This window comes from Sporosarcina sp. FSL K6-1522 (genome assembly GCF_038622445.1).
Lineage (GTDB): Bacteria > Bacillota > Bacilli > Bacillales_A > Planococcaceae > Sporosarcina.
On sequence record NZ_CP152019.1, the window covers coordinates 3057518 to 3070992 of the forward strand.

The 13475-nt window shown below is 41.6% G+C and carries 15 protein-coding genes and 1 pseudogene; 1 reads left to right on the forward strand and 15 read right to left on the reverse strand.

Translation table 11 applies throughout. The annotated features are described in order from the left end of the window. Positions 1-146: 146 nt before the first annotated feature. From MKY34_RS15115 to MKY34_RS15135, 5 genes are all read right to left on the reverse strand, one after another. Positions 147-893: an amino acid ABC transporter ATP-binding protein gene (locus tag MKY34_RS15115; RefSeq protein WP_342511952.1), complete on the reverse strand. Its 747-nt coding sequence runs from the start codon at positions 891-893 to the stop codon at positions 147-149. A gap of 15 nt (positions 894-908) precedes the next feature. Beyond that, entirely contained in the window at positions 909-1568 is a 660-nt protein-coding gene (locus tag MKY34_RS15120; RefSeq protein ID WP_342511953.1) for an amino acid ABC transporter permease, read from the reverse strand. 71 nt (positions 1569-1639) lie between these two features. Further along, complete coding sequence (locus MKY34_RS15125) at positions 1640-2440, reverse strand: amino acid ABC transporter substrate-binding protein (protein WP_342511954.1); 801 nt, start codon at positions 2438-2440, stop codon at positions 1640-1642. Between the two features lie 248 nt (positions 2441-2688). Beyond that, entirely contained in the window at positions 2689-3240 is a 552-nt protein-coding gene (locus MKY34_RS15130; RefSeq protein ID WP_342511955.1) for a DJ-1/PfpI family protein, read from the reverse strand. Between the two features lie 195 nt (positions 3241-3435). Next, a complete protein-coding gene (locus MKY34_RS15135) occupies positions 3436-4065 on the reverse strand; it encodes a nitroreductase family protein (protein WP_342511956.1) in 630 nt (209 codons plus the stop codon). Between the two features lie 174 nt (positions 4066-4239). Between MKY34_RS15135 and MKY34_RS15140 the strand changes: the two are divergent. Continuing rightward, positions 4240-4533, forward strand: a pseudogene (locus MKY34_RS15140) (helix-turn-helix domain-containing protein). Positions 4534-4562: 29 nt separating this feature from the next. Here MKY34_RS15140 and MKY34_RS15145 read toward each other — a convergent pair. The 10 genes from MKY34_RS15145 to MKY34_RS15190 all read right to left on the reverse strand — a co-directional run bounded on the left by MKY34_RS15145 (position 4563) and on the right by MKY34_RS15190 (position 13470). Further along, the gene (locus tag MKY34_RS15145) at positions 4563-5675 is read right to left on the reverse strand and encodes a nitric oxide synthase oxygenase (protein ID WP_342511957.1); all 1113 of its coding nucleotides are present in this window, start codon (positions 5673-5675) and stop codon (positions 4563-4565) included. A 155-nt stretch (positions 5676-5830) separates the two neighbouring features. Beyond that, positions 5831-6445 (reverse strand): 3D domain-containing protein, encoded by a 615-nt coding sequence (locus MKY34_RS15150; protein WP_342511958.1) that lies wholly within the window; start codon positions 6443-6445, stop codon positions 5831-5833. 173 nt (positions 6446-6618) lie between these two features. After that, positions 6619-7065, reverse strand: a complete 447-nt coding sequence (gene psiE, locus MKY34_RS15155; protein ID WP_342511959.1) for a phosphate-starvation-inducible protein PsiE — start codon at positions 7063-7065, stop codon at positions 6619-6621. A 166-nt stretch (positions 7066-7231) separates the two neighbouring features. After that, complete coding sequence (locus MKY34_RS15160) at positions 7232-8515, reverse strand: MFS transporter (protein WP_342511960.1); 1284 nt, start codon at positions 8513-8515, stop codon at positions 7232-7234. Between the two features lie 199 nt (positions 8516-8714). Then, a complete protein-coding gene (locus MKY34_RS15165) occupies positions 8715-8984 on the reverse strand; it encodes a zinc ribbon domain-containing protein (RefSeq protein WP_342511961.1) in 270 nt (89 codons plus the stop codon). Positions 8985-9004: 20 nt separating this feature from the next. Then, the gene (gene fmdA / locus MKY34_RS15170) at positions 9005-10183 is read right to left on the reverse strand and encodes a formamidase (protein WP_342511962.1); all 1179 of its coding nucleotides are present in this window, start codon (positions 10181-10183) and stop codon (positions 9005-9007) included. Positions 10184-10393: 210 nt separating this feature from the next. After that, positions 10394-11275, reverse strand: coding sequence for an Hsp33 family molecular chaperone HslO (gene hslO, locus MKY34_RS15175; protein ID WP_342511963.1), 882 nt, complete (start codon positions 11273-11275; stop codon positions 10394-10396). A gap of 20 nt (positions 11276-11295) precedes the next feature. Then, the gene (locus tag MKY34_RS15180) at positions 11296-12288 is read right to left on the reverse strand and encodes an MsnO8 family LLM class oxidoreductase (RefSeq protein ID WP_342511964.1); all 993 of its coding nucleotides are present in this window, start codon (positions 12286-12288) and stop codon (positions 11296-11298) included. Continuing rightward, the gene (locus MKY34_RS15185) at positions 12285-12506 is read right to left on the reverse strand and encodes a DUF896 domain-containing protein (protein WP_342511965.1); all 222 of its coding nucleotides are present in this window, start codon (positions 12504-12506) and stop codon (positions 12285-12287) included. The genes MKY34_RS15180 and MKY34_RS15185 overlap by 4 nt, the downstream gene beginning before the upstream one ends. A gap of 16 nt (positions 12507-12522) precedes the next feature. Further along, positions 12523-13470, reverse strand: a complete 948-nt coding sequence (locus MKY34_RS15190; RefSeq protein ID WP_342511966.1) for an LLM class oxidoreductase — start codon at positions 13468-13470, stop codon at positions 12523-12525. Between the last annotated feature and the right edge of the window lie 5 nt (positions 13471-13475).

A 13475-nucleotide genomic window follows, 5' to 3' on the forward strand; every position in this document is an offset into this window, starting at 1 on the left:
CATGAACTTGAACTACATATACGATTTATCTAATAATCACCAAGGTATTATCACCCAACTCCGCCTTTCCTTATCGATCATACAAGCCTTTTTCAGTAACAAAAAATGAGCCCCGACAAAGGCTCATTTTCATCCATCACTCGTATTTAGTTCAAACTCCGATTCAAAAACGCTTTCGTACGTTCGTGTTGCGGGTTCGTTAACAGCTCCTTCGGATGCCCGGATTCAATAATTTCCCCATTATCCATGAAGATTGCTCGATTTGCTACTTCCTTAGCAAACTCCATTTCGTGTGTCACGACAATCATCGTCATATGCTCTTCCGCTAAATCCTTCATCACTTTTAGCACTTCCCCTGTCAATTCAGGATCTAGCGCTGATGTAGGTTCATCGAATAGTAAAATATCGGGGTTTGTCATCAACGCTCGTGCAATGGCAACTCGTTGCTTTTGTCCTCCCGATAATGTAGATGGAGATGCTTTAGCCCAATTGGACAAGCCGATTTTCTCTAAAAGTTCATTGCTTCGCTGTCGTATCGCATCTGGTGCTTCTTTTTTCAACAGTCTGGGAGCCAACTCTAGATTCTCTGTCACTGTGAGATGTGGAAATAGATTAAAATGCTGGAATACCATACCCATCTTGCCTGTAATGCGTTTAATGTCCTGCGGTTTCGAGTAGAGACCATCCTTCACAAGATAATCGCCGGCTACGCAAATACTACCACCATTAATTTCTTCGAGATGAACTAAACTGCGCAGCATGGTACTTTTCCCCGAACCAGAAGGACCTATGATAGCAATGACATCGTTTTTATTTACATCGAACGTGATCTGCTTAAGTACTTCAAGCGGACCAAATGATTTTTTTAAGTTGGATACTTCAATGATCGCCATCTACGCCACTTCTTTCTAGTCAAATTTATAACGTTTTTCAAGCCATTTAAAGAACAAGGTTAACACAAGCGTTATACAAAGATAAATAATACCTGCAAAGAAAAACGGAATAATTGTAAAATCACGGTTTACTGCCGTCTGAGCAAAATGCAGCAATTCAGGTACGGCAACTGCATAAAGTAACGCTGTATCTTTTACTAATGTCACCGATTCATTCGAAACTGCTGGTAACGCAATCCGGAACATTTGAGGTAAAATCACGCGTGTTGTCGTTTGCCACTTATTCAAACCGAGTACTTGAGAAGCCTCATATTGCCCTTTATCAATCGCCAACAAACCTCCACGGAAAATCTCCGCAAAATAAGCCGCATAGTTTAATATAAAACCGAGACAAGCCGCAACAAAACGATCCAACACCAAATATTCACCAATTACAGGCAGTAGCGGTAGCCCAAAAACGATGAATAAGAGCTGTAATAACAATGGCGTACCACGTACTAAGTAAATATAGCTATTGGCAAACCAAGCAAGTGGCTTGAAGGTACTTCTAGCTGCAAGTGTGAGTAAAAAACCCAATGGAATCGATGCAACAATGGCTACTAAGAACAACAGAACAGTAATTTGTGCCCCTTCGAGCATCGGCTTTAGTATGGAAATCATATAATCTACGGACATAAAAGGTTCCTCCAAAAACAAAACAGGGTTTCCAAAGGAAATCCTGTTTGTCCTCTATTTTTTCTGTCTATTCACTTCAATACTTTATTGACTCCGAACCACTTTTCAGAAATTTCAGCAGCAGTACCGTCCTCATTCATTTCATCCAATGCAGCTTGCAATTTGTTCAATAGGTCTTCATTACCTTTTTTTACACCTACACCATATTCTTCAGGTGCTAATGATTCATCAAGAACTTTAAATGTTCCCTCTTCTTTAGACATGTAATAATCAATAACCACTTCGTCAATCACGACTGCATCCAAACGACCTGTTTTCAAATCTGTCAATGCCAGCACGTTGTCACCGAACTCCGAAACGGTTTTAATTTTAGACTCGATTGAATTCGCACCCAATGCTTCAGCAGCAGAAGAAAGAGCTTGCAAACCAACTACTTTCCCTTCTAAATCAGCAAGTGTAGTCAATTCCGAATCTGCTAACGTCGCTACTACTTGCGCATTTTTTAAATAAGGCTTTGTGAAAAGCACTTTCTCTTTACGTTCGTCTGTAATCGTGTAACCATTCCAAATCAGGTCAATTCGACCACTGCTTAGTTCTGTTTCTTTTGTTTTCCAGTCAATCGGCTGAAATTTAACCGTAATGCCCATTTTCTCAGCTGCCGCTCTCGCATAGTCAATGTCAAAGCCGACAATTTCATTACTTTCATCACGGAATCCAAGAGGTGCAAATTTGTCATCAATCCCGATAACAATCTCCTTTTGTTCTCCTTGGTTACCATCATTACCAGATTTCGAACCTGATTTAGTCCCACACCCAACTAATAATGCCAATACTGCTATCGTCGTGAACATCATCATCACATATCGTTTCATCTTGAAATAGCCACCTTTTCTTCAATAGTCTAAATACTTTAGTGAGTTAACGTGTTAACACTTTATAAGATAACATACTTCAAATAAATATGGTAGCCTTATTTTTGTATTTTCTATTCTTTTAAAATGATTCTGTTATCCATCTGAGTGAGGATAAGTTCTAAAAAAGAGATGCCTAATCCAAGAAGATAAGCGTCTCTTTTTAGGTATGGCTATACAGGTTGACAGAAAGAATAGAAACGCTAAAACTAGTTGATTAAACGAATAAATTCACGCATGAAACCTGGTAAATCGTGCCAAGCTTGTCCCGAAACAAGATGCCCATCCGTATGCAATGATTCATCAATATATGTTGCGCCACATGCCACTACATCCGGCTTACAAGCAATATATGCTGTACAGGAGCGGTCTTTCATCAAATCTGGGATGGTGGCTAACACTTGAGAGGCATGGCAAATAGCCCCTACCGGTTTCCCCTCCTCAAAAAAGTGACGAACAATTTTCGGTAGTGATTCATCCAATCGAATATACTCAGGAGCACGGCCTCCTGGAATAATCAATCCATCATATTGCGTCGGATCAACATCAGCAAAAGCGATGTGTGAATCAATTCCATAAGCAGGCTTTTCCACGTATGTTTCCATTCCCTCTATGAAGTCGTGACTCACAGTCTGCAGCTTTTTCACAGAAGGTGAAGCAATGGTCGTAGCATACCCTTCTTCTAAACAACGATAATACGGATAATAGATCTCCAACGCCTCTACTGCATCCCCTGTTACAATCAAGACTTTTCTACTCATGAATAATCCCCCACTTTTTCTCGGTATTTGGTGTTTGTTTGCTATATAAATAATTCGACAATTTTCTATTAATTCCTTCTCTTCTGCAATCTACAGGTTGCAAAGGGTCATCTATACGTAAAATGCCAGGTCACAGGGAGAATTCCTACTTAGGAATCCAACCATAACCTGGCGTTTCATTGTAAAAGCTCCTTCTTATATAAAACGTACAACTTCATCCAAAGGCAGTCGAGAAGAACCGTATGCCGGCGCAGCAGCCTTACCTAAAGCAATCAGTACAATTGGGAATAAGTTATCTGGAAGTTCAAATCGCTCAGCAAATTTCACTTTATCAAACCCGCCCATTGTTGAAGTGTCGTAACCTCTTTCTTTGGCAATCAGCATGAATTGCATCGAAACAAGCCCTGCATCAAAAGAAGCAATATTCATTCTCGCCTCTCTTGAAACATTTGGATAGACTGCATACGTACTCGCAATTGTGCGATCTTTAATCGACTCATCCATATGTCCCTCTGCAACGTTTTGTGTGTAGATTTGTTCCACTTTCTTATATGCATCGACATCACCCAAGATAGCGATAACAGCAGATGATTCCTCGGCTTGGGCTTGGTTATTGGCAATTGCCTTCAATTCCTTCTTCACGCTTGCATCTTGAATGACCAAAAACCGCCAAGATTGTAGGTTGCTCGATGAAGGGGCAATTGAAGCCAGTTCTAATATCTCTTCAATTTCTTCTTTTGGGATTGTAAAATCCGGATTGAACACCCTTACTGATTTTCTTGCCTTCATGACATTATATACACTTGAATCCACTGTTGTAGTCATAATACTACCTCCCCTCAATAAACTTACTATTAGTAAGTTATATGTGTCAACCCTAATGACTCGTTTTTAGATGGAGGAAAGATTAGATTGATAGGAGGTTGACAAGTGGATTGATCATATCCATGTGAAAACACACCGTATATTTGCAGTAATTTCCATGACACCATCGAATTTATCGGCAAAAGATGGATGGGGATTATTGTTTATACATTAATGTCCCGCCCTAAACGGTTTCATGAAATCGCCGTGGCCATCCCTGGGATTTCTGATTGACTTCTAACAGAGCGACTGAATCAATTAGTCAAAGAAGGCCTTGTTACGAAAAAAGATCTTGAATCTTCCGTGAAAAAAGTTGAATATGAACTCACGCCAAGCGGTATGGCATTAAAAGATGTCATTATTGCGATTCGAGATTGGACAAAATGCGGGAAAGTCTATAGGGCTGCAAAAAGGCCACACACCTTCTAACGGCATGTGGCCCTTCTTTGAAACAAACATCAACAGCTATCTGGGTCTTTCTGATAAAAATAATTCGGTGTAACAATCTCATTGTTGTAAGGGCTATGAAAAACATGCGTCGTTGCTGGGGATAATGGGGGGATTAACCATGTCCAATTTCCGGTTATCTCTCTTCCTTTCACTTGCTCATTTTTCTCAAAGCGCTTAAATTGTTTAGCTGCTGTATGGTGATCTACTATTGTCACACCCGCATTATTATAAGAATCTAACACCGCAATATTTAATTCCACCAGTGCTTTATCCTTCCACAATGATCGGTTTGACTTTATGTCCAGCCCCATTAGTTCTGCTACTTTTGGTAGCAAATCATAGCGATCTTCATCCGCCAAATTTCTAGCGCCGATTTCGGTACCCATATACCAGCCATTAAACGGAGCCATCGGATAGTCAATCCCACCAATTTCTAATCGCATATTCGAAATAATTGGAACCGCGTACCACTTTGCACCCAGTTCTGGAAAACCATCTAGCTCTGGATGCATAATTTCTACTTCTTTTACGAGCTTTTGTGGAATTTCAAAAAATCGAGGTGACTCTCCTTTTAATTGGAGCACAAGTGGAAGAACATCATACGCTGTTCTCTTTCCTTTCCACCCTAATTCCTCACACATTTTCGTAAATGTCACCGATGTCGAATCTCCGATAACTCGTCCATTCTCTTCATATCCTGCATAACGTATAAGCTGATGGTTCCATATTCGAATTGTGTCATTTCCGCCTTGTGGCGGTTGAAATACCGTAATCGTCGAACGTATTTTCCCTTCATTTGTTGCAAATTCAATATGTTTCAGTAAAGCATTGTAGACATCTTCCAACGTTTCCAATGCTCGCTCGTCAAATACATGAAGCGTATCCCAAAACAAACGTCCGATACAGCGATTATTATTGCGCCAAGCCATTTTAGCTCCATGTTCAAGTTCTAACGAAGTATGGTAGTACGTTCCAGTTTCACTGATTTCTCTACGTACTTCCTCCACTCGCTCTGTCTGTTGCTCTACTGACATTCCAATTTCTTTGTAACAGCTATGTATAAATTTCTCGGCCTTTAGTATTAATTCATTATTCTCAAGTTGCTTACTCACTATTATCATCTCCAATAGTGACAGTATAACATTCCTAGATTCTTATTTTTGTTGTAAATTAGCCAACTTTTTGAACAATCATCTTTGAAATATAAAACGAAATCAGCTTATAAAAAACAAGGTTTTTCTAAAAGCTGATTTCAATGGTGCCCAATACCCCTATGTCAATTCAAAATTCTTATCTTCACTTTTTGAACGCCCCAATCCATCGCATTGTCGTACGAGGGAATAAAGACATCGATTTTATGCCCTTTTATGGCACTACCTATATCCCCAGCAATCGCTTCTCCATAGCCTTCCACCCACACTTTTGTTCCGAGTGGTACGACTTTTGGATCTACGGCGATGACTTTTTGATTGGGGTTAGCACGTAGGTCAATACCATAAGCGGTTGTCCCAGAACAGCCTTTACAATACGCCGTGTAGGCAGTTGCTGTAACGAGCAGTTCTTTTTCAGTACTGACAGGCGGAGTTAAGTTCGCTGGTGCGGATTTAGCCGTTTCGCCATTTGGCTTAGCGTCACCAACAAGTAATACATCACCCGGTTGGATCAACTCACTGTTCAAACCATTCCAACTCTTAAGTGTATCTAAAGAAACATCATGGTTGACTGCAATTCTGTACAAGTTATCTCCCTCTAAAACGGTATAGGTTTTAGGCGCTGATTGTATAGCTGCTTCTCTTTCTACTCCCTCACCATCCATGACAGCTGCTTGTGCAACTGAATACGTTGACAAGGTAACAAACATAACTAACAGAAACATTTTTATTTTCAACATAAAGCTTCCTCCTTGTTGGATAGCCATTTACATCGACTATCGATTATGACTTCCAAACAAGTATTGCCCTGAAACTCTAAAAAACAAACATTCGAATTTAGCAAAAAGAAACCATGCTCCCAAACAACTAAAATGTGTTTGGATACATGGTTATTGTCATCGTATACTAGCAGTTAAGATTTTTTGAAAAACCATTTCGCATCAGGTCGATCGCGCGGCGTCACATTCATGATGAAATAGCCAATGATTAAAACCAGAATAACAAGCGAATAATACAATGTATTGATGGGATGATCGTGGTCAACAATGATTAATCGCACCATCGCCGTAATCCCGATATAAATAAAATACCTGAGCGGAAAATGATAGTCTTCCTTAAAGTATTTCACAATCATTGCGATAAACTCAAAATACAAAAAGAAAATCAGAATGTTCGCCAAGTACAGTTGATAATCATTACTTTCATTTTCCAGTAAAACATGTCCAAAAATAAAGAGTTCCTTAATCAGTAAAAAAGATAGGATAAATGCTAGAAAAACGAGCGAAATGTTCAAGACAACTTGCAAGACTTTCGGAATCATTTGCAAGAAAAAATTATAGCCCTTCTTATAGGTAGCCACATCTATCCCCTCCAGTGTTAGAATCTCTTTGCGGTCGGTATATCCAGTCATTCAAAATCAAACCATACTGAATAACTCGATAACGATTCTTTCCACTTTCATTATACGGTATTTTCTGGCAATCATTCCACTCTTTTTTTGACAATATTATATCGAATAAAGGTGACTACTCACCCCTTTTCCCTTTCATCCGTGCCCAAATAATCAATGGCACCAGTAGCAACGCTAAATAAGCACCGACAAATCCCAAAACGGCATAACTGGAATAGGCAACAATGACGCCTGATAATAAGCCGCCCGCCGTACCCGCAAGTGCAACCCAGACATCAACCGTCCCCTGTGTTTTCGCACGCGTTTTCATATCTGTCGAATCAATCATAATCGCTGTCCCACTGATTAAGCCAAAGTTCCAACCAAGACCGAGCAAAATAAGTGCAAATGCCAGCCATAACAGAGAGCCCCCCGGTGCAAAGGCGGCAACAACACCTGCTGTCGCTAATGTAACGCCCGAAGCGATAACCATAAACGTGCGACCGATTTTATCGACCAATATGCCTGTCACCAATGATGGCAAATACATGGCGGCAATATGGAAACCGATGACGAGACCGACTGCACTTAGTTGTGCACCATGATTTTGCATTTGAACAGGCGTCATCGTCATAATTCCAACCATTACGGCATGTGAGAGAATAAGCACGAGTGCCCCAACGACAACTCCAACACGATTGACCTTACTTTGTAACACTTGCTGTCCATCATTCGCCTTGCTCTGCCGTTGCTTCTCCACCTCTATCGCTCTTGCCACTACAAATGGATCAGGACGTAAATATACTAAAAAAATAAGACCTGCGATGAGATAAGCTACGGCGGCCAAAATAAATGGACCTGCTAAAGCCGGTATGCCTAGTGTCAATGCGAATTTCCCCATCGGTGTAACCAAATTTGGGCCCGCTACTGCACCCAGTGTCGTCGAAACCATTGCAATACTAATAGCAGTCGCTCGTTGTTTCTCACTCGCTAAGTCAGTGCCTGCATAACGAGCCTGTAAATTTGTTGAAGTACCTGCACCGTAAACAAATAGTGCTAAAAATAATAACAAGACGTTATTGATTGTAGCAGCAAGCACAACCGCAATGGCCCCTATTCCCCCGGCGATAAATCCAAAAGAAAGCCCATATCGACGACCAAACCGCTGTGAAATCCGTCCCACTAAAAAAGCGGCTAGCGCTGAACCGAGGGTAAATAACGCAGTCGGCAGTCCTGCATAACTGGCACTCCCTAGCATCTCCTTCGCAAGAAGCGCACCAACTGTAATCCCCGCAGCAAGTCCCGCACCTCCGAAGATTTGCGACATAACGACAACAATAAGCGAACGTTTATACAGCTTTTGTTGCGCTTCCGTTGAATGAAGGTAGTGCTCTACTTCCTTCGATTGATATTGCTTCACCCTCACTCCCCCTTTTACATGCAGTTACTTGTTTCATAGTACCAAACAAACGAAGAAACCCCAATCACAATAAAGCCGCAAACTGAAAGATGCTCAGTTTGCAGCTTATTCATTAGCTATCATTCATACCTTACTTTCAAACGAAATGAAACAGTCAGCTTCCGATAAAGTGCCGTCAACCGGCTACAATCAAACGTTTTTACCCAACTTGCCACGGACGATTCGCACTTGCTTTTTTTCTCGGCTTGTTTGCCCCTAATTCCTCTCGGCTCATAATCTGCGGTTCCATTCCTTTTTCAATTTGTGAACTAAGCGCTCTCGAGAGTGTATACGTATTCGGCGCACGATAAACCCGCTTCGACGCTAGTTGGCAAGTAGGACAATACGTTTGTTCTTTATTGCCTGCCATCGATTTGAAAAACAAGGTAAACTCTCCACAATTCTCGCAACGAAATGTATAACTAGGCAAGATACAGCCTCCCTATCCTATCATTTTGGCATAATGTCTTTATCGAATATTTTAGTAGGGATCGCAATGGTACAACATGCATTGGGAACGTCGACGATGCCATTGATTCGACTTTCAACTGGCGCTGTACTTAGTAACATATAAGCCTGTTCACCTGTGTAACCAAGTGTTTTTAGATATTCAATGGCATTCAAACATGCTCGGCGAAACGCAAGATTAGCGTCTAGATAATGTTGCTTACCATTTTTGTCGTCTACTGAAATCCCTTGAAAAACGAGGAAGTCATTATAATTTGGATCTACAGGACCCGGTTGAAACACAGGATTCTCTTGAATTTTATACGTTTCCATGCCGCCTTTGATGACATCTACCTTTAGGTCAATCCACCCTGCCATCTCAATACCGCCACAGAATGTGATTTCCCCATCCCCTTGTGAAAAATGAAGATCCCCGACGGATAACTTCGCTCCTTTCACAAATACCGGGAAGAAGATTTTCGATCCTTTAGATAGATTTTTAATATCACAGTTTCCTCCATTTTCTCTTGGCGGCACTGTCCGAGCCCCTTCATTTGCTACTCGGTCAAACTCTGCTCCTTTTAATGTGCCAAGTACTGCTCTCTCAGGATTGGGTGCATTGGCCAACGTTGGCACACGATCTGGGTTGGTCATGATCAGTTCTTTTTCTCGTTCATTCCATTTTTGTAACAGCTCCATAGAGGGAGCTACTCCTATTAAGCCCGGATGGATAATCCCTGCGAACTTCACACCAGGAACATGTCTTGAAGTCGTATAAATGCCTTCAAAATCCCAGATTGACTTAGCCGCTTCTGGAAATTCGTCAACTAAGAAACTGCCCCCATTCTCTTTGGCAAAAATACCGTTAAAGCCCCACTCTGAATCTTGAAAAGTACCAATATCTAAAATATCTACAACAAGTAAATCGCCCGGCTCCACGCCATTTACATATACTGGACCACTTAACACATGCACACGTGCTAGATTTACATCGCGAATATCATTTGGATTATCATCATTTTTAATTTGTCCATCTGTCCAATCTTTACATTCCATTCGAAAAGAAGTGCCAGGATCTACTGAAAATGCTGCTGGTATGTCTGGGTGCCAACGATTGTGACCAGGATGTGCTTGCTCTTCCATTGATTTGCTTAAATCAAGTTTGTACAGAGTTTTCGCCATGTTATTATTCCCCCTGTTTTTAGTAAAGTGATGAATGCGCTTTCATAATAGCAAGAACAAACAACCCTGTCAAATTAATGAGATTGTTCTGTTATTTTACTAATTATCTAGAAATCAGGAAGAGCAGTCTCCCTTGCTATGCATAATAGGAAAAACCATCTTTTCAAATAAGCAAAAGATGGCTTTTTAATGGTGTAAATAATATTCACTTTATGAAACTGCCGATTCCAGTAATACTTCCAAATCCTGTTTAGAAAAATGATAGTTTTCATTACAAAAATGACAGTTTGCATCGGCCTGCCCATCCGTCTGAATCATGTCTTGGATCTCCGTACGTCCTAAACTAATAATGGCATTGGAGATTCTCTCCTCGGAACATTGACACTGAAATTGAACGGGCATTTTCTCTAGAAATTTCACATGGCCTACTCCTAGTACTTGTTCAAGGATTTGTTCCGGTGTCATTCCCTGCTCCACCATTGCAGAAATCGGCATGATATCTTGCAGACGTTCTTCAATCATAGCGATTGTCTCTTCGTCTGTCCCAGGCATCAGTTGAATGATAAACCCGCCTGCTCCTTGAACCGTCTGATCCGGGTTCACTAAGACTCCCACACCAACAGAGGAAGGTACTTGTTCTGAATGCACAATATAGGATGTAAAATCATCGCCTATCTCACCTGATACAAGAGGTACATAGCCGACAAAGGGCTGTTGTAAGCCAATATCTTTTGATACGGTAAGCATGCCATCCGTTCCAACCGCTCTTTGTACATCGAGTTTCCCTTGCTCATTTAACTCAAAATGCGTTTGCGGATTTGTCACATAGCCCCTCACTTCGCCTTTGGTGTTGGCATCGACTAAGATGGTGCCAATTGGACCACTGCCTTCAATTTTTATTGAAAGTTTCTCCTCGCCTTTTAGCATTGCGCCAAGTATCACGCCAGCTGTCATCGAGCGCCCAAGCGCTGCAGATGCTGTTGGCCATGTCTGATGGCGACGTTCAGCTTCTCCAACCGTTTCAGTTGTAATTGCCGCATAGGCACGTACTTGGTCATTATAAGCAATTGCTTTTACTAAATAATCCTTCACTTCAATTCTTCCTTTCTTTCCTACAGAAGTTCCTGTGCTAATAGGCGATAGACATTCAAACGTTTTTCTTGCGAATGCGGAATGCTACAAATCATCGCTTCATCAAATCCATACTGTTGTTGCTCTTGTTGTAATCGTGTTGCAATGTATTTCGCAGAACCTACTAGGTGGATCTTCCGGCTATCTTGAATCATCATCCGGTCCATTTCCGTCAGCGGATAATCACGGGCTTCTTCAGGTGTCAACACTTGCCCGACCTTCCCTTTCATGAACAGCAGACGCCAAATATCTTGAGGACCAGCCTCAAACTCCGCCTCTTCTGTTGTTTCGGCTGCTGTTACCATATAAGACACGTTGATCTCTGGTTTCTCCATAAAAGCTGAAGATTGAAAGTTCTTTTTATAAGCCTCTAAAATGGCTTCGGACATCTGACCATTAAAAAACTGTGCAAAAGAATAGCCAACGCCCATCCGCCCTGCTTGAATGGCACTATTGCCACTCGAACCTAACAGCCAAGCTTCGGGCAAAACGATTTGAGATGGCGTCGCAATCGTTTTACTGTATAGGCTATCTTCTGGTACTTCGTCGTTAATCAATTGCAATGCCGTATCGAATTTTTCATACATATTGTTGACCATCGGGGGACGTCCTTCAGATAAAGCATAGATAGAATCGTTATCCCCGCCCGGAGCTCGCCCCACGCCAAAATCAATGCGGCCTGGTGAAAAAGCACTTAATGTCTTAAATACTTCAGCTAGCTTTAGTGGAGAATAATGCATCATCATCGTGCCACCAGTACCGATACGAATTTGTTGCGTTTTGGCTGCTAAATGAGCCGCAGTTACTTCGGGCGCCGAGCTTGCAAAGGTGTTTGTTCCATGATGCTCCGCCATCCACATGCGACGGTAGCCTAATTCATCTGTCAAAATCGCTAGCTCTTCTGCTTTTTTCAAAGCATCCGCTGCATGATTGCCCGTTGTTACGGGTGCCTGATCCAGAACACTTAACCTCATGTCGTTGACTTCCTTTCTTGCTGTACTTTGTCAGGAGTCACATCATTACCGAGTGGATCGAGTACAGTGATCCCTGAAACGGTGTTCAAAACCTGTCCACGGATTTCGCGTAAGTAATCTTGTTGCAAAACCGTTTGCTCCACCATTTCAGCATTGGTCAACCCTTCATCCCTTTGCTTTTTTGCTAATTCATTAATACGATCTAACCCTTTAATCATCTATATGCCACTTCTTTCATCGTGTATTTGTAGGGAAATGAGGAACCACATATTCGCCTAATTCTTGAATTACTTCTGAGGCCGGTCGCTTTCCATTCTTCAGCCCAAACATGACATGATTAACGCCCGCATCCCGATATGCATGTAAATAATCAATTAAAAACTTATACCCCGATCTAAACCCGCCCTTTATCGGTTTAGGCGCTTCATTTGGATTCTCTGCTAAATCAATCGCCAAAGCTTGCGCAAATGGTTTGAATCCACCAGCTGCTTTTCTCCATTTCTTCACAAGCCTGCGCTGTTCATTGACCTCTTGGGAATAAAATAACCAGCCATCTGTATGCTCCGCTAGCCACTCAATCGTCTGGCCAGAATAGCCCGTTCCTAAAATCGGAATAGCAGATAAAGCTGGTTTCGGAACGATATCACCTTGCAACATATCGACTCGCTCTGTTTGCATTTGCGGAAATGATTCTTTCCAAGCTTTTTTCATGACCACAATAGACTCTCTAAATAATGCTGCTTTTTCGTTAACATCCACTTTAAATACCGGGAATTCAATGGGTCTGTCACCAGTCGCAACACCTAATAACAACCGCTGTTTCGAGATTTTATCCAACGAAGCAGCTGACTTGGCTACGTGAAGTGGGTGACGCAATGTCGTCACAATACTGGAAGTACCAAGCGCAATTCGCTCCGTATGTGCTGCTACATAAGAAAGAAACACCCATGGATCGTATAGGGCCCCAACATCACCGAAGTTCGCATCATAGAGTGGAGCATCCCTAACAAACAAGGAGGCGAACCCTAGAATTTCCGCCTTTTTCACCAGTAGCATTTGCTCCTCCAAATCCATCTCCGGAAAACTTCCTACATACGACTCCAAAGGAAACGCTAGCCCAAGTGTTAATGTATGCTCTTTAAATGTTTGCGCAAAGCCATAATGTGTTTGAAAATTATCCATATCGT